Source organism: Embleya sp. NPDC050493, assembly GCF_044458105.1.
In the GTDB taxonomy this organism is placed as follows: Bacteria; Actinomycetota; Actinomycetes; order Streptomycetales; family Streptomycetaceae; genus Embleya.
In genome coordinates, this window is sequence record NZ_JBITHP010000010.1 from 267,933 (window position 1) to 289,177 (window position 21,245).

19 protein-coding genes are annotated in these 21,245 nt (G+C 70.7%); 9 read left to right on the forward strand and 10 right to left on the reverse strand.

What is annotated here, in order from left to right; all coding sequences use genetic code 11:
• The first annotated feature begins 110 nt into the window (after positions 1-110).
• The 6 genes from ACIBM5_RS21670 to ACIBM5_RS21695 all read left to right on the forward strand — a co-directional run bounded on the left by ACIBM5_RS21670 (position 111) and on the right by ACIBM5_RS21695 (position 6,235).
• Complete coding sequence (locus ACIBM5_RS21670) at positions 111-440, forward strand: hypothetical protein (RefSeq protein ID WP_020552300.1); 330 nt, start codon at positions 111-113, stop codon at positions 438-440.
• Positions 441-756: 316 nt separating this feature from the next.
• Entirely contained in the window at positions 757-1,560 is an 804-nt protein-coding gene (locus ACIBM5_RS21675) for a hypothetical protein (RefSeq protein ID WP_396008336.1), read from the forward strand.
• Complete coding sequence (locus ACIBM5_RS21680) at positions 1,550-2,863, forward strand: hypothetical protein (RefSeq protein WP_396008337.1); 1,314 nt, start codon at positions 1,550-1,552, stop codon at positions 2,861-2,863. The genes ACIBM5_RS21675 and ACIBM5_RS21680 overlap by 11 nt, the downstream gene beginning before the upstream one ends.
• Complete coding sequence (locus ACIBM5_RS21685) at positions 2,863-4,374, forward strand: SCO6880 family protein (RefSeq protein ID WP_391588102.1); 1,512 nt, start codon at positions 2,863-2,865, stop codon at positions 4,372-4,374. The genes ACIBM5_RS21680 and ACIBM5_RS21685 overlap by 1 nt, the downstream gene beginning before the upstream one ends.
• Before the next feature lie 58 nt (positions 4,375-4,432).
• Positions 4,433-5,776, forward strand: a complete 1,344-nt coding sequence (locus ACIBM5_RS21690; protein ID WP_391588273.1) for an ATP-binding protein — start codon at positions 4,433-4,435, stop codon at positions 5,774-5,776.
• The gene (locus ACIBM5_RS21695; protein ID WP_396008338.1) at positions 5,777-6,235 is read left to right on the forward strand and encodes a hypothetical protein; all 459 of its coding nucleotides are present in this window, start codon (positions 5,777-5,779) and stop codon (positions 6,233-6,235) included.
• A 242-nt stretch (positions 6,236-6,477) separates the two neighbouring features.
• On the opposite strand, the gene ACIBM5_RS21700 is transcribed toward ACIBM5_RS21695, so the two are convergent.
• Positions 6,478-6,744 carry a hypothetical protein gene (locus ACIBM5_RS21700; RefSeq protein WP_391588100.1) on the reverse strand — a complete coding sequence of 89 codons (267 nt, stop codon included), beginning with the start codon at positions 6,742-6,744 and terminating at the stop codon, positions 6,478-6,480.
• Positions 6,745-6,863: 119 nt separating this feature from the next.
• Positions 6,864-7,784 carry a DMT family transporter gene (locus tag ACIBM5_RS21705; protein ID WP_396008339.1) on the reverse strand — a complete coding sequence of 307 codons (921 nt, stop codon included), beginning with the start codon at positions 7,782-7,784 and terminating at the stop codon, positions 6,864-6,866.
• A gap of 249 nt (positions 7,785-8,033) precedes the next feature.
• Here ACIBM5_RS21705 and ACIBM5_RS21710 point away from each other — a divergent pair, with 249 nt between their 5' ends.
• Positions 8,034-8,501, forward strand: a complete 468-nt coding sequence (locus tag ACIBM5_RS21710) for a DUF6328 family protein (RefSeq protein ID WP_396008340.1) — start codon at positions 8,034-8,036, stop codon at positions 8,499-8,501.
• Between the two features lie 10 nt (positions 8,502-8,511).
• Here ACIBM5_RS21710 and ACIBM5_RS21715 read toward each other — a convergent pair whose 3' ends face one another.
• Positions 8,512-8,781 carry a hypothetical protein gene (locus ACIBM5_RS21715; RefSeq protein WP_391588097.1) on the reverse strand — a complete coding sequence of 90 codons (270 nt, stop codon included), beginning with the start codon at positions 8,779-8,781 and terminating at the stop codon, positions 8,512-8,514.
• Between the two features lie 76 nt (positions 8,782-8,857).
• On the reverse strand, positions 8,858-9,412 hold the full coding sequence (locus ACIBM5_RS21720) for a MarR family winged helix-turn-helix transcriptional regulator (RefSeq protein WP_391588096.1): 555 nt from the start codon (positions 9,410-9,412) through the stop codon (positions 8,858-8,860).
• Positions 9,413-9,780: 368 nt separating this feature from the next.
• Between ACIBM5_RS21720 and ACIBM5_RS21725 the strand changes: the two genes are divergently transcribed.
• Positions 9,781-11,049, forward strand: coding sequence for an MFS transporter (locus ACIBM5_RS21725; RefSeq protein ID WP_391588095.1), 1,269 nt, complete (start codon positions 9,781-9,783; stop codon positions 11,047-11,049).
• A 241-nt stretch (positions 11,050-11,290) separates the two neighbouring features.
• On the opposite strand, the gene ACIBM5_RS21730 is transcribed toward ACIBM5_RS21725, so the two are convergent.
• Together ACIBM5_RS21730 and ACIBM5_RS21735 are read right to left on the reverse strand one after the other, a co-directional pair.
• A complete protein-coding gene (locus ACIBM5_RS21730; protein ID WP_391588094.1) occupies positions 11,291-12,907 on the reverse strand; it encodes a SpoIIE family protein phosphatase in 1,617 nt (538 codons plus the stop codon).
• 223 nt (positions 12,908-13,130) lie between these two features.
• Complete coding sequence (locus tag ACIBM5_RS21735) at positions 13,131-14,462, reverse strand: NAD(P)/FAD-dependent oxidoreductase (RefSeq protein ID WP_396008341.1); 1,332 nt, start codon at positions 14,460-14,462, stop codon at positions 13,131-13,133.
• Positions 14,463-14,681: 219 nt separating this feature from the next.
• Between ACIBM5_RS21735 and ACIBM5_RS21740 the strand changes: the two genes are divergently transcribed.
• Positions 14,682-15,425, forward strand: coding sequence for a TetR/AcrR family transcriptional regulator (locus ACIBM5_RS21740; protein ID WP_396008342.1), 744 nt, complete (start codon positions 14,682-14,684; stop codon positions 15,423-15,425).
• A 153-nt stretch (positions 15,426-15,578) separates the two neighbouring features.
• Here the strand turns inward: ACIBM5_RS21740 and ACIBM5_RS21745 are convergent, their stop codons facing one another.
• The 4 genes from ACIBM5_RS21745 to ACIBM5_RS21760 all read right to left on the reverse strand — a co-directional run bounded on the left by ACIBM5_RS21745 (position 15,579) and on the right by ACIBM5_RS21760 (position 21,046).
• Positions 15,579-16,031: a universal stress protein gene (locus tag ACIBM5_RS21745; RefSeq protein WP_396008343.1), complete on the reverse strand. Its 453-nt coding sequence runs from the start codon at positions 16,029-16,031 to the stop codon at positions 15,579-15,581.
• 95 nt (positions 16,032-16,126) lie between these two features.
• Entirely contained in the window at positions 16,127-17,167 is a 1,041-nt protein-coding gene (locus ACIBM5_RS21750; protein ID WP_396008344.1) for a phosphotransferase family protein, read from the reverse strand.
• 155 nt (positions 17,168-17,322) lie between these two features.
• Positions 17,323-18,468 carry an acyl-CoA dehydrogenase family protein gene (locus ACIBM5_RS21755; RefSeq protein ID WP_396008345.1) on the reverse strand — a complete coding sequence of 382 codons (1,146 nt, stop codon included), beginning with the start codon at positions 18,466-18,468 and terminating at the stop codon, positions 17,323-17,325.
• A 682-nt stretch (positions 18,469-19,150) separates the two neighbouring features.
• Positions 19,151-21,046, reverse strand: a complete 1,896-nt coding sequence (locus tag ACIBM5_RS21760; protein ID WP_396008346.1) for an asparagine synthase-related protein — start codon at positions 21,044-21,046, stop codon at positions 19,151-19,153.
• Positions 21,047-21,245: the final 199 nt, after the last annotated feature.

Consider the following 21,245-nt stretch of genomic DNA (forward strand, 5'->3'; position numbering starts at 1 on the left):
CACTTGCCGAGGTGGTAGCCCGATCGGCTTCCCCACAGCACAATAAACGAACGACCCACTCCTCCAGTCGAATGCGACCGGAGACAACCAAAAGCCCGACCTCGGGGGCGGTGAACAACGTGTTTCTTGGCGAAGGCAACGGCAACGGCAACGGCGACATCAATACGATCATCGGCGGCATAGCTCCGAACTGGGGCCCGTTCGCAAGGCTGGGCGGCGAAGCCCGGATCATGGTCGAGGTGATCATGGCCGTGGCCCTGCTGCTCTGCCTGGCCATTGCGATCTGGGGCGCGGCGAAACAGCGCATAGGGGCCACCGCGATGCGCGACACGTTCAGCGCGGAGCAGGGCAAGGGCCTCATCATCGCCGGCCTGACCGGCGTCTTCATCATCGGATCGCTCGGGACGCTGTTCACGATTGTGTACGGAATGGCGATCTAGACCGATTCGCACCCTGCCGTCCCCAAGGTGGCGAATCCCGTGGTGTTTTGTCCCGGGCGCGGCGCACTCCGGTGCGCCGTGCGCCCCGAAACCGGAATGCCCCATTCCGCATCCGGGGCAGAGCAGCAATTCCGGTTCCTTTACCGGACAATCGAGCCTGTGTTCACACGACAGCGCGGTGCCACCGGAATGACTTCCCGTCTGGGAAGATCGTTCCGGCTGCAACCGAACCCGGCGGCGCTCCGCCCCCGGGGACTGTGTTGTGCGCGCAGGTCGTCCGTATCTTCCGGCCTGCCGCGGTGAGGGGGGACAGGCCATGAGCGACGAGGAACCCGCCACGCGTACCCGCCTGCCCAGACCGACCTCCTCGCCGGAGAGTCCGGAGCCCAGGCGCAACCCCATACTGTCCGGGATCGGCGTCGTGGTGGTGATCGCCGTGGTCATCGTGTCCCTGCTGTTCGCCGCCAACCGCTCCGACGACGACGGCTCGACCGCCAAGGACGCCGGGCAGACCTCCACGGCCGCCGAGGCATCCGGCGGACCGCCGCTGTCCGCCGCGCAGTTGCCCGAGCGCACCGAGTCGGGCGTGCCGGTCGGTTACCCGCAGACCGCGGAGGGCGCCCAGTCGGCCGCGGCCAACTTCGTCGTCGCGTACGGCTCGGACCGGATGTTCCGGGCCCAGCCGCGGGCCGCGATCATCACCACGATCACCGATCCGGCGATCCGCGACGGTCTGCTCGCGCGTGTCGACCAGGCGTTCCGGGCACAGACGGCGACTTTCGGCCTTCAGCCCGACGGGAACCCGCCCAAGGGTCAGACCTTCGTTTGTCGGGCCGTGCCGATGGGCACCAAATCCGTTGCCTTCACTCCCGCTTCGGCGACCGTGGAGGTCTGGAGCGTGGGCGTGGTGGGCATGGCCGGGGTCGGTTCCACCAAGCCGGTGGCCGAGGCGTGGAACACCACCACGATGAAGCTGTCCTGGGTGAACGGCGATTGGAAGCTGGTCGAGTTCAGCCAGAAGGAGGGCCCGACTCCGGTCTCCGGACTACAGGATCCGTCCAGCGCCAACGACATCGCCAAGGCCGACGGGGAGTTCGGGGAATTGCGCCATGCACGCTGACCGGGAACGCCGCAGCCCTCGCAACCGATTCCTGACCCTCGGCGGGACACTGGCCGCGGTGCAGGCCCTCCTCGTGCTCGGTGCCACGCGCGGGTGGGCCGAACCGACACCCGGCGCCACGACACCGCCGACCGGCACGCCGGGTGCGACCGCACCCGCGAGCAAGCCGGAGTGCGACCTGCTCACCGGTCCGGCGAAGGACATCTGCAACAACGGCGGTCCCGGCGCCCCGGGGACCGGCACGCTGGGCACGGTCACCGACCCGCTCGGCTCGATCGCCAAGGGCTGTGCCGACGCGGCGACCTGGATCATCGACAAGCTGGCAGGCGCGGTCAACGACACCACCCAGGTGGACTTCACCAACCCCGGCTTCCTGCGCCAGTACGCGGTGGTGTTCGCCGCGTCCACGTTCCTGACCCTGATCCTGTGGATACTGGCCGTCGCCAAGCGGGCCGTGCGCGGGGTCCCGATCGGCACCGCGATCAGCGAGGCGATCGGCTACCTGTGGCTCGCGGTGATCGCGTCCGCGTTCACCCCGTTGATCCTGTACTTGGCCGTCTCGATGACCGACGCGATCACCGCGGCCATCGCGACCGGCACCCAGCAGGACACCAACAAGTTCCTCGGCGGCTTCTCCAAGGCGCTCGATCCCGCGAGCGATCTCGGCGGCGGACCGGTGATGCTCATCTTCGTGTCGCTGCTCTCGATGGCCGCCGCGGCCGTGTTGTGGGTCGAACTCCTGGTCCGGGCGGCGATGTTGTACGTCGGCGCGATCCTGGGCACGGCGGTGTACTCGGGCCTGGTGGACAAGGCGATGTGGCACCACGTCCGACGCTGGGCCGGGATCATGATCGCGGTGCTGCTGGCCAAGCCGGTGATCGTGATCGTGCTCGGACTGGCCACGGCGGTCACCGCCGGCGGCAAGGACGACGCGTTCTCCTCGGTGCTCTCCGGCCTGGCGATCCTGTTCCTGTCCATCTTCGCCAGCGTGCTCATCTACCGCTTCGTGCCCAGCATCGGCGACGACATGGCCGCGCTGCACAGCAGCCGCAAGGCGATGCAGTCGGCCGGTCCGGCCTCGATGGTCAACGGCCCGGCCACGTACATGAAGCAGGGCATCCAGGCACACGCCTCGCGGGGATCGACCGGTTCCGGCTCTGCCCCGGTGACCGCGAACGCCGTATCGTCGGGCATTGCGGCCCATGGCACCAGGGGCGGAGGTTCGGGCGGCGCCCCGACGCCGGCACCACCGCCTCCGGCCAATCCCGCGGCAACGCCTCACGCGAGGAACGGTAAAGAGTAATGACTACGCAACCGGTAGCCCGACGCCGAACCTTCCTGATCGGCAAGGCCAAACCCACGGCGGTCATCGGCAAGAACCGCGAGCCCGGCGAGATCTTCCTGATCATCGCGGCCGGCGGATTCGCCCTGTTGTGGGGCCTGTTGATGCCGATCCTGGTGCTCCGCATCCTCGGCCTGGTCGGTTTCCCGCTGCTCGCGTTCGCCGCCGTGTACATGCCGTACAAGAAACGCACGTTCTACAAGTGGTGGGAGATCAACCGCACCTACAAGCGCACCCTCAAGCGCGGTGCCACGTACCGGTCGGCGGTGACCGAGGCGGGCACCAAGCTGACCGGGCAGGGCGTCGCGGTCGGCGCGCCGCCCGGTGTCGGTCGGGTGGCCTGGTCCAGCGTGCCGTTCGGCCCGGACGACCTGACCGTGCTGATGCACCTGGAACGGCGCACCGTCACCGCCGCGATCGAGATCGAGGGCCCCGGTGTGGGGCTGCGCGACTCGGAGGACCAGGAGGCACTGGTCGAGCGGTTCGGCACCCTGCTCAAGCACGTGGCCAACGGCGACGGCTTCGTCACCCGGCTCCAGGTGCTGGCCCGGACGCTGCCCGCCGACCCGGACGCGCATGCCAAGGACGTCGCCCGGCGCGGCGACCACAAGGCGCCGATGTGGGTGCAGGACTCCTACGAGCAGCTCCAGTCGATGGTCTCCACCTCGTCGGAGCAGCACCGCGCCTATCTGATCGCGTGCATGCACTACACCCGCGACCTGGCCGCCGAGGCCAACGTGATGGGCAAGGGCGACAAGGGCCTCGGCGTGGTGATGGCCCGTGAACTCACCGACGTGTGTGCCCGGTTGACCGAGGCGGACATCCGGGTCCGGCAGCCGCTGAACGAGGCGCGGCTGGCCTCGCTGATCCACTCGATGTACGACCCCGAGCACCAGATCGACGCGTTCGAGGGCATGCAGGCACGCTACGCGTGGCCCGCCGAGTTGGACGCGACACACCCGAACTACCTGGAGGCCAAGACCCGCGAGTCGGACTCGGCCGAGCCGTGGTGCCACGCCACCGCGTGGATCAAGGAGTGGCCGCTGACCCCGGTCGGCGTCAACTTCCTGGCCCCGCTCCTGGTGCACACGCCGGACGTGATCCGCACGGTCGCGGTCACCATGGACCTGGAGCCCACCGACATCGCGATCGAGCGCATGCTCACCGAGAAGACCAACGACGACGCGGACGCGGCCCGCGCGGCCAAGATGAACCGCGTGGTCGACCCGCGCGACATGGCCCACACCGGCCGGGTCGACCAGCGCGGCGAGGACCTGGCGGGCGGTGCGGCGGGGGTGAACATCGTCGGCTACATCACGGTGTCCTCGCGCAATCCCGATCAGCTCTCCCGGGACAAGCGCACCATCCGCGCGTCGGCGGGCAAGTGTTTCCTCAAGCTGGAGTGGTGCGACCGCGAGCAGCACCGCGCGTTCGTCAACACGCTGCCGTTCGCGACGGGTATTCGAAAGTGAGTGTCGGCGGTATCGCCGCCGGGGACGGGATGGATGGGGTGATCACGTGTCGGGTCTGATGTCCACGTTGACCCAGGGCTTCTCCGGCATCATCTTCGGCCGGGGCGAGACCCAGCGGCTGCCGGTGCGCACGTCCACCGGCCAGGCCCAGGCGATCTACCTGCCCACGGCCGCGCCCGGGCTCGGCGACTCGGGTGTGATCATCGGCCGCGAGGTGTACTCCGGCAAGGGCTACATCTACGACCCGTTCCAGCTGTACGGCCAGCAACTGCCCGCGCCGCACTGGCTGGTCCTGGGCGAGTCCGGGAACGGCAAGTCGGCGCTGGAGAAGACGTACGTATTGCGCCAGTTGCGCTTTCGCGACCGCCAGGTGGTGGTCCTGGACGCGCAGGGCGAGGACGGCGTCGGCGAGTGGAACCTGATCGCCGAGGCGCTGGGCGTCAAGCCGGTCCGACTCGACCCCAACGACCTCTCCGGCGACGCGGTGCGGCTCAACCCGCTGGACCCGGCGATCGCGGTCACCGGCCAACTGGCGCTGCTGCGCACCATCATCGAGGTGGCGATGGGCCACTCGCTCCAGGAGCGGGCCGGCTACGCGCTCAAGGCGGCACACACGCACGTGATGCGCACCGTGCACGGGCGGCAGCCGATCCTCCCGGACATCGTCGAGGCGTTGCGCAATCCGACCCCCGAGTCGTGCGAACTGCTCAGCCTGGACGTCAAGGACGTCCGGGTCTGGGGACTGGACGTCGCGCTGGTCCTGGACCGGCTCACCGACGGTGACCTGCGGGGCATGTTCGAGGGGCCCACCACGGACGGCATCGACCTGGACTCGCCGCTGATCATCTTCGACCTGTCGCACATCGACCGGAACTCGATCGCGATGCCGATCCTGATGGCCATCGTCGGCGTGTGGCTGGAGCACACCTGGATCCGGCCGGACCGGGTCAAGCGGATCTTCCTGGTCGAAGAGGCCTGGCACATCATCAACAGCCCGTTCGTGGCCCAATTGTTCCAGCGCCTGCTCAAGTTCGGCCGGCGTCTGGGCCTGTCCTTCGTCGCGGTGGTGCACCACCTCTCCGACGTGGTGGACGGCGCGGCGGCCAAGGAGGCGTCGGCGATCCTGAAGATGGCCTCGACCAGAACCGTGTACATGCAGAAGGCGGACGAGGCCCGGGCGACCGGAAAGGTGCTCGGGCTGCCCCGGTGGGCGGTGGAGATCATCCCGACCCTCACCCCCGGCATCGCGGTCTGGGACGTCAACGGCAACGTGCAGGTGGTCAAGCACCTGATCACCGACACCGAGCGTCCGATGGTCTACACCGACCGCGCGATGACCGAGGACGCGGTGGAGGAACGGGTGCGTGCCGAGGCGGCGTTGGCCGACGATCCGGCGGCGTAGATGGGGTCCTACGGACACCCGCCGTCGCCGCGCGAACCCACGCCGGGCCGGGCGCCCTCGGAGGGCGTGCCCGACGGCCTGCTGATCGCGGGCCTGCTGCTGCTGATCGCCGGCACCGCGGTGATCTGGCTGTCCACCGGGCTGGCCGCGCTGGCGAGCGGCAAGGACTGGCCCGACGAGGTCACCTACCGGCACTCGGCGCTGGCGCTGCGCGCGGTGTTGGGCGATCCCGACGACCTGCCGCACGCGTGGCCGGACACCCCACCGGGGCAGTTGCCCTCCCCCACCGCGTTCTGGGTCTCGTTCGGCTTCGTGGTGCTGATCCTGCTGATCGCGGTGGGATGGGTGTTCTGGTGGTGGTTGCGCCGGGCGACGGCGAAGGCCGTCCGGGCGGCCGGCGCGGAATCGCCGAATTCACCTGCCCCGAAGCGGAATCAGCGGCTCCCGAACGGGGAATGATGCGCGTGCGCACCTCTGCCGAGGGCGCCCCACGATCGTGGCCGGGCCTGGTCGCCGCGTGGCCGTACGGTGACCCGGCGATCGGCCCGACCCACCATGTTCGTGGGCGCATGCCCCTGTCCGTGCTCCGACCTGCGTGAACTCGTCGGCCTGCGGCGGGTGTTCGGGCCCCATGAGCCGGCCACGGAGGCCGGCCGGGCCGGATGGGGTCGGCCACGCTTCGGCTCCGTCGCGACGGACGATCAGTCCGTCCAGGTCATGCACTCCTCGCAACGGTAGGCGCGGGGGCCGGACTTGTATTCCACCTTGTCGGACTTGCGGTAGTACTTGCACGCGCGGTTCTTGCAGACGACCGGGTGGCCGTCGACCGCCTCGATCGGTAACGGCACCGTGTCGTAGGTGCACGGGGTGGGCGGGAGCTTCTTGTAGTAACCCCCGGTCGCCGGCAGCGCGGTCGGGTCGAACGGCGAATACGCGGCCCCGTCGGAGATCCCCTCGGACACGCTCATGCGCACCTCCTGTGCTGTGCCGGCCGTGTGCCGCTGGTGCCGCACGCTAGCCGAGAATCGGGGACGAGACGGGCGGTTCGGGACGGTTTCCGCCCGAAGGGCCGACGGGGCCGCGGGATTCAGCCGCGCGCGGGGTTGCCGGCCGCGCGGTGGTGCACCGCGATCGAGGTGAGCACCAGGACGCCGCCGAGCAGCCGTGTCGGCCCGAGCCGCTCGCCCTGGAGGAACGCGGCGAGCACGGTCGCGGTCAGCGGTTCGAGCAGCACCGCCACGATGCCGCCGCCCACGTGCGCCCGGCCGAGCGCGGTGAAGTAGGCGATGTACGCCCCCGCGGTGGGCACCACGCCGAGGAAGAGCACCGCGCCCAGGGTGTCGGTGCGGATCGGCACGGCCATCCCGACCGCCAGTCCCGCGGGCAACAACAGGCAACCGCCGAACAGGAATCCGAGCCCGGTGACGGCGACCCGGTCGAGCCCGGGCAGGGCCGGGCGGGTGTCCAGGGTCAATACCGCGAACCCGCCGGCGGCCACCAGCGCGAAGCCGACGCCCACCGGTGCGCCGCCGGCGCCGCCGGCGGGTGAGCCGAGCAGCAGGGCCAGGCCCAGGGCGGCCACGACCAGGCTCGCGATCGCGAGCCGGCCGAGTCGGCGTCGCTCCAGCAGCGCCGAGCCGGTGGTCACCAGGAGATGCACGGCGACCATGGTGGTGAGCGTGGCCAGACTCACCGAAGTGGCCGCCACGGCAGCGAAATAGGCCGCCTGGAACACCGTGAACAGGGCGCCGACGCCCGCGATCCGGGCCAGTTCGGCCCGGTTCGGGCGACGCACCCGCAGCCGCCCGCAGGCGAGCGCGTAGCCGGTGATGAACAGGCCGCCGGCAAGCAGCCGATAGGCCGCGACGGCCACCGGGTGCAGCCCGGCGCGGGCGGCCAACACCGAACCGGCGATCCCACCGGTCCCCCACAGGACGCCGGCGACAACGAACAGATCGAGCCCGGACCGGGTGTTCCGGGCAGCATGAAGGAAGGTACGAACGGACATGGAAAGGCTCCGACTTCGACGCCTACAGGACAACGTCGGAGCGGGGCGGCACCGGTTTCGGCCAGGCCGATCGGGGGCCGCGACCCGGGACTACCGGATCGGACCCCGGGACACCCCGCTCAGTGGCGGGGCGGCGGGCAGACGGACCAGGCGTGGTGCATGGCCGCCACCCTAGTGCCGCGCGGCACGATCGTGAGGTTCGCGGTTCGCACCAGGTGCGAAACGTTTCTTCCAGGGCAGCAGCCCACCATGGACGAAACGTCGAAGGAACGGCTCGACCGCGAGCTGAACGAGTTGATGCAGGGGTTGCGCGTCGCGATCCCGGGTGTGCAGTTCATGTTCGCGTTCTTGTTGACCGTCCCGTTCGCGCAGGGCTTCGCGCGGGTGAGTGAATTCCAGAAGGACGTGTTCCTGGTCGCGCTGATCTCGACCCTGCTGTCCTCGATCTTCTTCATCGCACCGGCCGTCCAGCACCGCCTGCTCTTTCGCGGGCACGCCAAGGACGTGCTGCTGCACCGGTCGAACCGCTACGGGATCGCCGGCGCGATCGCCCTGTCGGTGGCGCTGACGTCCGCGGTCCTGCTCGTGGTGGACTACCTGTTCGGTCGCACCTGGGCCCTGTCCGTGGCGATCCCGCTGGCCGCGTTGATCACGTGGGTGTGGCTGCTCCAGCCGCTGATCACCCGCGTCCGCCGAAACGGCGACCTGCTCCCGTGACCGGAGCGGGTCAGACCCATTCCAGCAGGCGGGCCGCGTGGGCCCGGACGGGGCACGGCTCGGGTACCCCGCAGCCGCAGCCGCCGGTGTCGACCGGCCGGTGTCGGATCAACGTGCGGGTGACCACCATGCGGTAGTCGAGCAGCGGATCCTCGGCCGGGCGCGGGCTCCTCGGGCGCGGCGCGCGCAGGATGCGCGGGGCCGGCCTGGACAGGCCCGCGGGCAGCGGTCGGTCCAGCCGCTCGATGTCCGTGCGTTGCCTCGGAATGCGCACTCGCATGTGTCCGGTCCCCTTCTCGTCCGGTGTCCCACCGTGGCGGTGCACCCGAGCGTGGCAGCGCTCGGGGCCCGCCGGATCACTCCGTGTCCAGGCGCCCGCCCGCGTCCGGCTGGGATTCCTCGACCCGCGCCAGCATGCCGCGCAGTCCGGCCGCGAGCGCATGCCGTTCGGCCGGCCCCAGGTCCTGGAGCAGGCCGGCCTCGAAGACCGCGGCCTCGCGCACCACGCGCAGCCACACGTCCCGGCCGGTGGTGGTCAGTTCGACGATCACCCGCACCCGGTTCTGTTCGTCCCGGGTCCTGGTGACCAGGTCCTCGGCGACCATCCGGTCCAGCCGGTGGGTCATCGCCGCGGGGGTCAGGCCCAGTCGGCGGGCCAGGTCGCCGGGGCTGAGCCGGTAGGGACGGCCGACCAACACCAGGGCCTTGAGCACCTCCCACTCGGCGTTGGTGATGCCCAGCGCGGTGAGTTGGCGGCCGTACGCGACGCTCATCCGGCGGTTGAGCTTGGACAGCGCCGCCACGATCGTCTCGACCTGCGGGTCCACCTCGGGGAATTCGCGCTGGAAGACGGCGAGGTACTCCTCGATGTCGCCTTCGTCCGCTGTTGCCTGCTCGGCCCCCTCTGTCATGCCGGGAAGTATCCCACCTCCCACCCGCTCGCTCGTCGCCCTCGCCGGGCGATGCCGTTATGCATTGGACGCCAAGGCTATAGATCCGTATAGTTTAGCTCTGAAGTCTTCAGGCTTGAGGACTCGGACTCATCGGATCAGGCACGGCGGCGACGCCGGCGTGGGCCCGGGCGACAGCCCGGCCGCCCCCGGCGCGCCCGCCTCGACGCGGATACCAGGCGACCACCTCGCCGGACCCGGGCATGCCCGGACGCCGGTACGGGTCGGGTCGGCCGCCTTCGCGCGCCTTCGGATGCCCGAGCCCGGCCTGCGGACCGATCCCCGCGGGCCGGAGCGGCCGGCCCGCGCGACCGGTAGTCGGGAGGTGTGTGGTGGCGACCCAAGGCGCTCTGCGTCGGATCCAGCTCGGTAACGCGCTCAGTGCGTTCGGCAGCGGTTTCACGGTGCCGTTCCTGTTCGTATACGTGACGCGGGTGCGAAACCTGTCGGCCGGTCAGGCCGGCCTGATGTTCAGCGTGCTCGCCATCGCCGCGCTGTGCGCGCTCCCGATGGTCGGTCCGGCGATCGACCGGCGCGGCCCCCGTCCGGTGGTCGCGGTCGGCTCGGTGGTGGCCGCACTCGGCGCGCTGACCCTGGGCCTGGCCCGCGGCGAGGCGCTGGTCATGGCCGGCGCCGCGCTGCTCGGGGCCGGTGTGGCCGCGATCCAGCCCGCGCTGGCGACGATGATCGTGCGGTGTACGACGGCGCTCACCCGTGCTCGCGCGTTCGCGCTCCAGTTCACCTTCAACAACCTGGGCCTGGGCATCGGCGGACTGATCGGCGGCATGATCGTCGACCCGTCGCGGCCGGCCAGTTTCACCCTGCTGTTCGCCGTCGAGACCGCGATGTTCCTGGTGCTCGGCGCGGTGTGCGGCACGGTCCGGCTGCCCGCGATACCGGCCGCTCCGGCCGGAACGGCGCCGGGCTCGGGCTTTCGGCACCTGGTGAAGAACCGCGCGATGGTCCGGCTGTGTGTGGTCGGCGCGGTCATCTTCTTCACCTGCTACGGCCAGTTCGAGTCGGGCCTGGCGGCGTTCGCGACCGAGGTCAGCCGGATCTCGCCGAGCATGCTGGGCGTCGCGCTCGCGGCCAACACCGCGGTGATCGTGCTCGGTCAGCTCACCGTCCTGCGGATCACCCAGCGCCGCCGGCGCAGCACGGTGATCGCGGCCACCGGCCTGGTCTGGCTGCTCGCCTGGATCGTGACGGCGCTGTCCGGCCTGGTGCACGACGACAAGGTCGCGGCGGCGGTCACCATCATCGCCACGTACGCGCTGCTCGGCGTGGGCGAGTCGCTGCTCGCGCCGACGCTCGGACCGATGGTCGCGGACCTGGCTCCCGCGCACCTGCTCGGTCAGTACAACGCGGCCCAGTCCCTGGTGAAGCAACTCGCCATGGCAGCGGGCCCGGCCTTCGCCGGCGTCATGGTCGGCGCCGGCCTGTACGGCCCCTACCTGGCCGTCCTGATGGCCTGCTCGCTCCTGATCACCATCCTCGGCCTACGCATGCGCCACACCCTCAACCCGACCCAAAACGGCGTCGTCATCGCCGAGTCCACCCCCTCCCGCCAACCCACTCCCCACCCCCTGCCGGCCTGACCGACACCAACCACCAAGCCAAATCAGCCCGGCCGGCGCATGAGCCCACTCAGCCCGGCCGGCGCATGAGGCCACCCCAAGGCAACCCACGCCCAAGGTCGCACGAAAGCCAAATCAGCCCGGCCGGCGCATGAGCCCACTCAGCCCGGCCGGCGCATGAGGCCACCCCAAGCCGACCCACGCCCAAGGTCGGACAAAAGCCAAATCAGCCCGGCCGGCGCATGAGGCCAAATACCCCCGATCAGCCCAACGGGAACTCGCACCAGACCGTCTTGCCCTCGTCGGTGAGCCGACTCCCCCACGACTTGGCAATCGTCGCCACGATCGCCACCCCGCGCCCGCTCTCGTCGTCGGCCGCCGCCCGACGCCGCCGCGGAACGTGGTCGTCCGCGTCGGAGACCTCGACGATCAGCCGCTTGTCGGTGCGCCGAAGGCGCAACCGCATCGGCGCGGCCCCGTGGGTGAGCGCGTTCGCCACGAACTCGCTGACCGCGAGCACGCCCATCTCCCGCAATTCCTCACCGACCTGCCAACTGGCCAGCACACCCGAGGTGAAGGCCCGCCCGCGCGCGGCCACTTCGCTGCCGCCCAGCAGATCCAGCGACGCGGTCCGGAACAGGCGCGCCTGGGCACCCTCGCGGCGCGGCAGTTGCAGCACCAGCATCGCCATGTCGTCGTCGTGTTCCTCGGGCAACTGCATGTGCGCGATGAGGTGGTCCCGGACCGCCTCGGGTTCGCCCACCGACGACAGCAGCGCGGCGCCCAGCGTGTCGATGCCCTCGTCCAGATCCTCGCCGCGGCGTTCGACCAGGCCGTCCGTGTACAGCACCACGGTCGAGCCCGGGTCGAGGGTGATCCGCCCCGAGGTGTGCGGCCAGCTCGCGCCGGTGCCCAGCGGCGGCCCGTTCGCGTCGTCGAGCTTGTGGATCACGTCCTCGCCGTCACGGACCAGCGGCGGCAGATGGCCCGCCGTCGAGTAGGTCAGCACGCCCTCCCCCGGGTCGTAGACCGCGTAGGCGCACGTGGCGATCTGGGTCGCGTCGATCTCCATCGCGGTCTCGTCGAGCAGTTGCAGGATCTCGTGCGGCGGCAGGTCCAGGCGCGCGTACGCCCGTACCGCCGTCCGCAGTTGGCCCATCACCGCCGCGGCGCGCACGCCTCGGCCCATCACGTCGCCGATCACCAGCGCGGTGCGCCCCGCGCCCAGGGTGATCACGTCGTACCAGTCGCCGCCGACCGCGGCGTCGGTGCCACCGGGCAGGTACTTGGCGGCCACGATCAGGTCGTCGGGGTTCTCCAACCGCTGCGGCAGCAGGCTGCGTTGCAGGGTGACCGCGGCCTGCCGGTGCCGCCGCTCGCTCTCCCGCAGCCGGTCGGTGGCCTGGACCTGGTCGGTGACGTCGACCGCGAAGACCAGGACGCCTCGCGTGTCGCCGCCGCGACCGGCCGCCTCGGGGCGGACCGGCGTGCACACGAACGTGTAGTAGCCGTGCCTGCGCTCGCTCTCCGGCATGCCGGGGTAGGTCTCGCCGCGATGGTCGACCCGGCGGGCGCGCACGGTTCGCCCGCGCCCGGTCCGATAGACCTGATCCATCAGCGTCAGCAGCCCGTGCTCGGCGAGTTCGGGCAGCGCGTCCCGGGCCGGAACACCCGACCTGCGTGCGCCGAAGACCGCCCGATAGGCGTCGTTGACGTAACACAGCTCGTGGTTCGACCCTCGGGTGACCGCGATCAGCGCGGGAGCGTGGGCCAGCACGTCGCGCAACGGGAAGGTGTCGTTCGATTCCTGGCTGCGTGCCGCCGGCACCGAGCGGCGCCGGTCACCGGCCAGCCGGGCGCCCCACCGAGTGATGTTCAACCGCTCGCTTCCTAGAGAGTTCGTTCACGCAAAGCGCATGGAGGTTTACCGCAGGTGACATCACCAGTGTGGGCGAAAGTCGGCCGTGAGGGAATCACGTCCCGTGACCGGGCCCCCGTTCGGGGTACCACAGGAGTGCGCTGTGGCAATGTACGGGACCCGGTCGCGGCCCACTCGCCCCTCGGGCAACGCTTCAGCCTACGAGCCCCTCGGCCGGCCGTGCCTACCCGGTGCGCTTGCGGTCCCCCCGGGTGGCGTACTCGAACTCGGCGCGCGGGTGTTCGATCGAACCGAGCGAGACGATCTCCCGCCGGAACATCAGGGACAGTGTCCATTCCGCCATGATGCGCATCTTGCGGTTCATCGTGGGCACCCGGCTGAGGTGGTATGTGCGGTGCATGAACCACGCCGGCAGGCCCTTGGTCTTGATCCCGTAGACCTGGGCGACGCCCTTGTGCAGGCCGAGCGAGGCCACCGAGCCGGCGTACTTGTGCCGGTACTGCTGCTGCGGCCGGTCGCGCAGCGTGGCGATGATGTTGTCGGCGAGCACCCGCGCCTGGCGTACCGCGTGTTGCGCGCTGGGGCCGGTGAATTCCTCGCCCGGCTTGGTCAGATCGGGCACCGCCGCGCAGTCGCCCGCCGTCCACACCCCCGGGACCCCGTCCACCTCCAGCGTTGCGCGCGCCTTGAGCCGGCCCTTGTCGTCCAGCGGCAGATCGGTGGCGATCAACATCGGGCTGGGCTTGACGCCCGCCGTCCACACCAGCGTGCTCGCGTCGACCTCGGTGCCGTCCGAGAGCACGACGTGCCGGTCGCGCGCCGACTCCAGCCGGGTGTTCAGGCGTACGTCGATGCCGCGTCGGCGCAGCTCGGCGACCGTGTACCGGCCCATGTCCTCGCCCACCTCGGGCAGGATCCGCGGCGAGGCCTCGACCAGGATCCAGCGCATGTCCGCCGGGGTGATGTTGTGGTAATACCGGCAGGCGTAGCGGGCCATGTCCTCCAGCTCCGCGAGCGCCTCCACGCCCGCGTAGCCGCCGCCGACGAAGACGAAGGTCAGCGCGTGGTCGCGGATCGAGGGGTCCCGGGTCGAGGACGCGGTGTCCATCTGTTCGAGCACGTGGTTGCGCAGCGCGATGGCCTCCTCGACGGTCTTGAAGCCGATGCCCCACTCGGCGAGCCCCGGTATCGGCAGGGTCCGTGCGACCGAGCCCGGTGCGACCACGAGCAGGTCGTAGGAGGCGTCGTAGGTCTCGCCGTTGAGCAGTTCGATGGTCGCGGTCTTCTTCGCGTGGTTCACGTGCTCCACGGTCCCGGTCACGATGCGGCACTTGGGCAACACCGAGCGGAGCGGGACGACCACGTGGCGCGGCGAGATGGCGCCGGCCGCGGCCTCCGGGAGGAACGGCTGGTAGGTCATGTACGACTGCGGTTCGACGACGGTCACCGTCGCCTCTCCCGCCTTGAGTTTCCGTTGCAGGCGAAGGGCCGTGTACAAGCCGACGTAGCCGCCGCCGACGATCAGGATGCGCTCGGGCCGAGTCGAGGTCGTCATGCGTCCCACTCTGCCCCTTTCCGAGCGCCACAGACAGATCTTCGACTGGTTTGCGTGCCCCGCACGGGTGGTGACGAGAGATCAGCGGTCAGCGATATCTTCACAACCGTGCTGTCGGATTCCGCTTCTGGGGTGGGGTCGGTTCGGGTAGTCTCGACGCCCTGGGCAAAGCGGGGTCTGGTGGGGGAATCGACACACTTGCCTTCCGGGGGAGACGCTATGAGCGGCGCTTCGCGTACGCGTACCACGAAGACGCAGGACACCGGCGGCGACGGCGTCGGGGGGCGACACACCACGACGATTCCACCGGCTCGCAAGCCGCAACGGAGCAGGCCGGCCGATCCGTCGCCACAGCTGCGCACCGACGCCCGGCGCAATCTGGAGCAGGTGCTCCGGGCGGCCCGCGAGGTGTTCGGCGAGCTGGGTTACGACGCTCCGATGGAGGAGATAGCCCGCCGCGCCGGCGTGGGGGTGGGCACCATCTACCGCCGCTTCACCGGCAAGGAGGCGCTGGTCCAACGGATCATGATCGCCGAGACCAACCGGCTGACCACCGAGGCGGTCAACGCGCTGGACGAGGAGCCGGACGCGTGGTCCGCGCTCGCCAGGTACTTACGCCGCGCGGTCGGCTCGGGTGCCGGCCGATTGTTCCCCGCCCTCAGCGGGCGGGTCCCGGTAACCGAGGAGATGAGCTCCTCGCGCGCCGAACTCAACGATGCGGTGGGCATGTTGGTCGACCGCGCCAAGGCCTGCGGACTGCTCAGGGCGGATGTCTCGGACGCCGACATATCGCTGATGATGTCGTGTCTGCTGCCCCCGTCCGGACTTCCGCACTCGCAACGACTGACCATCGCCGGTCGGTATCTGGAGATCCTGCTCGACGGCCTGCACGCGGGACACTCGTCCCCGCTGCCCGGGAAGCCGTTCACGCAGGACGAGTTGGACACCCTCTTCCTGAGTTGAACCGGGGCCGGGCCGAACCGGGGACGGGTCGAAGCGGCCCGAGCCGAACGGAGTTCGAACCGAATGGAGTTCGAACCGAATGGAGTTCGAACCGAACCGATCCTCGGGCGCAATCGAGCCCACTCGGGGCGCAACCGAGCCGAGCGAGCGTGATCAGCTGCGCACCACGAGCACCGGACAGGCCGCATGGTGCACCACCGCCGTGCTGACCGAGCCGAGCAGCAGGCGGGAGAAGCCGCCGGAGCCTCGCGAGCCCACCACGACCATCTCGTGCCGCTCGGACATCCCGAGCAGCACCTCGGTCGCCGTCCCCGAGTACACCTGGACCACGGCATGTCCGCCGAACGGCCGCTCGCGTTCGCCGTTCACCTCGGCCACGGTGGTCTCCGTCCGGGTCCGCAATTCGGCGAGCACCCGCTCCAGGTCCTCCTGGTAGTGCGGGCCGGGCGCGAGCACGACATAGCCCGGGGACGCGGGCTGCGCGGTCACCACGTACAGCGGCAACCCGCGCAGTTCGGCCTCGGTCATCGCCCAGTCCAGGGCCCGCCGGGCCGGCTCCGACCCGTCCACGCCGACCACGACGCCCTTCGGCTCAGCGTCGGCCATGGGCCCTCCTCGTCACCGAATCCGGATGTGGAGGGCCCCATACCACCCGGATGTCACACACTCACCTCTGCACGCGAACGCCACCCGGACGGCGGTCAGGCGTGCGCGAGGATCTCCTGCGCGCGGTCGGCCAGCGCACGCAGACCGTCGCCGGTGAACCGCCCGGCCGCGTCCTGCGCGCCCATCGCGCCCGCGGTATAGCGATCGAGCACGCCGGCCAGGATGCAGGCCAGCCGCCAGCACGCGAACGCCTGGTACCAGCGGATGTGCGACAGATCCCGACCGGTGGCCGCCGCGTAGCGGGCGGCGAACGCGGCCCGGTCGATGAAGCCCTCGCTCGCGGTGCCGTCGGCGGGCAACAACGCCCCGTCCTCGCCCGCCTCGACCCAGTACATGAGCGTGGTACCCACGTCGGCGAGCGGGTCGCCGAGCGTGCACAGTTCCCAGTCCAGCACCGCGCGCACGGTGCCGTCCGGGCCGAGGATGACGTTGTCCAGGCGGAAGTCGCCGTGCACGATCGTGGCGCCCTGCTGCGTCGGTACGGACGCCGCCAGCGCGTCGTGCACGTCGTCGATCGCGTCGATCCCCGGCACCCGAGTGGCCTCCCACTGGCGGTGCCAGCGACGCAGCTGTCGCCCGATGTAGTCCTCGCGACGGCCGAGCTCGCCCAGACCCACCGCGTCCACGTCCACCGCGTGGATCGCCGCGAGCACGTCCGCGAGTTGCTCGCCGGCCCGCTGCCGGGCCTGCGGCGTGAGCATCGTGGTCGCGTCCTCGGCGGAGCGGATCACATGCCCGTCGACGAAGTCCATCACGAAGAACGGCGCACCGTTGACCGTCTCGTCCGTACACAGGCCGAGCACCGGCGGCACCGGCACGTCGGTCCGCCCGGAGCCCAGCGCGGCCAGGATCCGGTGCTCGCGCCCCATGTCGTGCGCGGTCGCGAGCACGTGTCCGAGCGGGGGTCGGCGCAGCACCCAGCGGTGCGCGTCGGCGTCCGAGACCATGTAGGTGAGGTTCGAACGGCCGCCGAGCACGAGGTCGAAATTCAGCGGCGGGTGCACCGCGACCCGCTCGGCCAGCCACTTCGTGATCGCTTCGGGCCGCAACGCCTCGGTCATGGGACCCTCCGTCATGTTCGCGCTCCGCTCCGGATGCCGAGGTTCGGATGTCGAGTTGCCGTGCTCGGATGTCGAGGCTCGGATGGCACGTTCGGATGCCTTGTTCCGACGCCCTGTTCCGATGGCCCTGTTCCGATGCCGTGTTCAGATGCCGTATTCCGATGCCGTGTTCAGATGCCGAGGGAACGGCCGATGATTTCCTTCATGATCTCGTTCGTCCCCCCGTAGATCGATTGCACCCGTGTGTCGATGAACGCCTTGGCCACCGGGTATTCGAGCATGTAGCCGTATCCGCCGTGCAGTTGCAGACAGCGGTCGACCACGCGCTTTTGCAGGTCGGTGGTCCACCATTTGGCCTTCGAGGCGGCGACCGCGTCCAGCTCGCCCGCGATGTGCTTCAGGATGCAGTCGTCGACGTAGGTCCGCGCGATGTCCAACTCGGTGTCCATCTCAGCCAGTTCGAACCTGGTGTTCTGGAACGATCCGATCGGGCGGCCGAACGCGGTGCGCGTCTTGACGTACTCCAGGGTGTGCGCGAAGACCGTCTCGGCACCGGCGACCGCCGCACTCGCGATGCCCAGGCGTTCCTGCGGCAGGTTGTTCATCAGGTGGTAGAAGCCGCGATTCTCCTCGCCGAGCAGGTTGTTCACCGGCACCCGCACGTCGGAGAAGAACAGTTCGGCGGTGTCCTGCGCCTTCATCCCGATCTTGTCCAGGTTGCGCCCGCGCTCGAAGCCCGGCATGTCCCGCTCGACCACGATCAGGCTGATCCCCTTGCTGCCCTTGGCCGCGGGATCGGTCTTGGCCACCACGATCACCAGGTCGGCGTTGATGCCGTTGGTGATGAAGGTCTTCGCGCCGTTGAGCACGTAGTGGTCGCCGTCCCGGATCGCGGTGGTCCGCACTCCCTGGAGGTCGCTGCCCGCGCCGGGTTCGGTCATCGCGATCGCGGTGATGATCTCGCCGGAGCAGAAGCCGGGCAACCAGCGCTGCTTCTGCTCGTCCGTGGCCAGGTCGTTGAGGTACGGCGCGACCACCTCGTTGTGCAGGCCGAATCCCACCCCGGACGCGGCCACCCGGATCAGTTCCTCGGACAACGTCGCGAAGTAGCGAAAGTCGGACACCCCGCCGCCGCCGTAGCGCTCGTCCACGTCGATGCCCAGCAGTCCCTGCTTGCCGGCCTTGAGCCAGACCGAGCGGTCGACGATGCCGTCCTTCTCCCACTGGTCGTGGAACGGGACCACCTCACGCTGAAAGAACTCACGCGCGGATTCGCGAAAGGCGATGTGCTCGGGTTCGAGGTGCCGGTCCCTCATGTGCGTGCTCCCCCTGCGGTCAGCGGTGTCGCGGTGGATCGACCCGGATCGGACATTCCTACCGGTCGGTAGGTGCCACGCTCGCATGCTAGGTGCGCACCGGAAGCGGATCAAGGCCCGGGGGCACGCGGGCGTGGAACGCCGGACGGAAACGTCCCCGGCCGCGTTGCGCACGAGGAGCCCGCCGGGGAGAGGCCGAGCGTCCCGGGGCAGGGCGCAGGCGAGTCGTGGTGCGGCAGGCCGCACGTCCGCTCCGCGCCCGGGGTTCGGCCCGGTGCTCCGCATCCGTGTCGCTCGTCCGCTACGCGGCCGGCCATGCCCTGTTCGGCCCGGCCGACTCGGGCTCGGTGGCCTGTTCGGCCCGCCACCCCGCGCCCGCCGCCCGGGCCGCGCCACGTGTCCGTCCGAGCGCGACCGGCCCGGCCTCGCCAGGCCCGATGCCGGGCCCGGGAAGCACGAAGCCGCACCCGCCGGGCTGCGCACGCCGGCCGGGCAGGCCCACGTGGCTCGTCTCGGCCCACTGGCGCAGATACCTCGTGGCACAGCAGGCCCGGCGGCCGCGCAACCGAACGTCCCGGCAAGCCGCACCCGGGCAAGCCGCGTGGCCGCGTGGCTTGCCCGGGTGCGGTATCGGTCCGTGCCTGCTGCCGACCGGCCCGTGTCCGGCGGATCTCGGCGGGGCCTACGCGACCGCCGCGATGCGTACGCCCGGGGCCGAGCTCGGGGTTGCGTCCCAGCGCATTACCCGGCCCTCCCAGACGCCGCGCAGCCACAGTTCGGCCGAGACGATGTCGGCGAGGGCACCCAGGGGCAGGTCGGGGCCGGTGGTGGTCGGGTCGCCCTTGCTCAGGTTCGGGCCGCCGATCGCGTGGTCGAGGGTGCGCCGTACCTCGACCGGGTCGAGTACGCCCAGTTCGGCGAGCAGCGGGTCGGCGAACAGGTCGCGCAGCACCCCCGCGTTCAGGCGCAGGCCGCGTCGTTCGGCCTCGGTGTAGTCGGCCCGGTGCACGGTGCCGAGGGTGTGTCGCGGGATCAGCCCCTGTACGGCCGCGGTGAGCAGCGCCCTGGGGCCGTCGTCCCGATCCCGTGCCCAGGCCGGCAGCGACAACCCGGCGCGCACCACGGCGGTGTCCAGGTAGGGCGCCTGGACCCGCACGCCGATGCGCTCGGCGAGTTGTTGGCAGGCGCGTTGGCGTTCCGCCGCCCGGCGGACCGCGACCCATGCGGCGCGGTCCCCCGGACGGCCATGGACCGCCGGGTCCGCGGCGACGACGGATCCGGCGGAGACCACCGACTCGCCCGCGAGGCGGCGCAGCGACACGGCGAGACGGCGGCGCATGTCCGGCGTCGTCCAGACCGCCGTGGGGGCCGCGGAGCACCACGCGATCGCGGCGGCCGGGCCCGCTTCCACCCGGCCGGAGCCCGCGAAGACCTCCGCGAGTTGGTCGAGTGCCTGGGGGAAGGTGGTGCGGGCGACCCGGTTGGCGGTGCTCGCGAGGTCGTGGCCGCGCATGCCCAGGTTGCGCGCCCAGGTGCGGGCGTGCCGGGCGGTGGTCAGCCGGCGACGGTCCATGGCCAGGTCGGCGAGGTAGGCGAGCGGGGTGCCCAGCACCGCGTCACCGCCGTAGCCGGTGATGTGCATGTCGATGCCGGCGTCGCGAATGGCGTTGAACGTACGGGTGGTTCGGGCCATGCCGATCAGCGAGAAGCCGGGTTCGTCGGGCATCACGGCGCCGCTGAGCACGTCCTCCAGGCCGGTGTAGGGCAGGTGGTCGACGTCGCCCGGGACGATCAGGTGGCGCAGCCGCGCCGAGCGGGCCACGATGTCGGCCGCGGACTCCGGGTCACCGGGGGCGCACGGCTCGGCCCACGTGACCGCGATCAGGTCGCGCGATTTGGCCATCGCCACCGAGCGGGCGCCCAGCAGCGCGAGCACCGCCGAGTCCCGTCCTCCGGACAGATCCGCGCCCGGGCGCTTGGATCCGGCCACTCGGCGGCCGACCGCGTCGGACAGGGCCCGACCCAGTGCGTCGGCCGCGCCGGGGAAGTCGAGCGGGGAGCGGTGCTGTTCGTAGAGCCGCACCCGGGCGACGCCGTGCGCGACGTCCAGGGCGTGGCCGGGTTCGAGCCGGTTCACCCCGGCGAACATCGAGCGTCCGGACACCAGTTCGGGCACGTCGGGGCAGGCGAGGCGGGCCGCGAAGGCCTCGGTGTCCAGGCCGGCGCGGGTCAGGTCGGCGAGCGGGAGTGCGTGCGAGGCGTAGACCACGCCGTCGGCCGGCTCGGTGTGGAACACCTGGCGGACGCCCGCGAGATCGCCGAGCACCACCGTGCGCAGGCCGGTGCGCAGCACCACGTGGTAGCTGCCGGCCCACCCGGTCAGGTGTCGCAGCGCGCCGCCTCGGGCGACCGCGAGTCCGACCTCCAGCTCGGCGTCGGTGGCGCCGCACACGCCCAGCACCGCCATCCGCATCCCGCCCCGGCTGACCACCCGGACCTCGTCCGCGGGCCAATTCCCCACCAGCCACAGCGGATCGGAGCCGTCCCACAATGTCCTGGCCCCGGTCGGCCGGGTCACGCTCCGACTTTCGGACGCCCCTGCGAACCAGCGCATCTCGACCCCCTTCGGGTTACGGCCCCGCGCACATCACCATGGATACCGGCCGTACGTGCTCCGACGTTTCCATGGAACCAAGGTTAGGCAAGCCTGAGTAGAGCGCATCCGACGGCGCACGGGGACACGCACCCGGCGCATGGTGCCTTTTGACCGTGCCTGC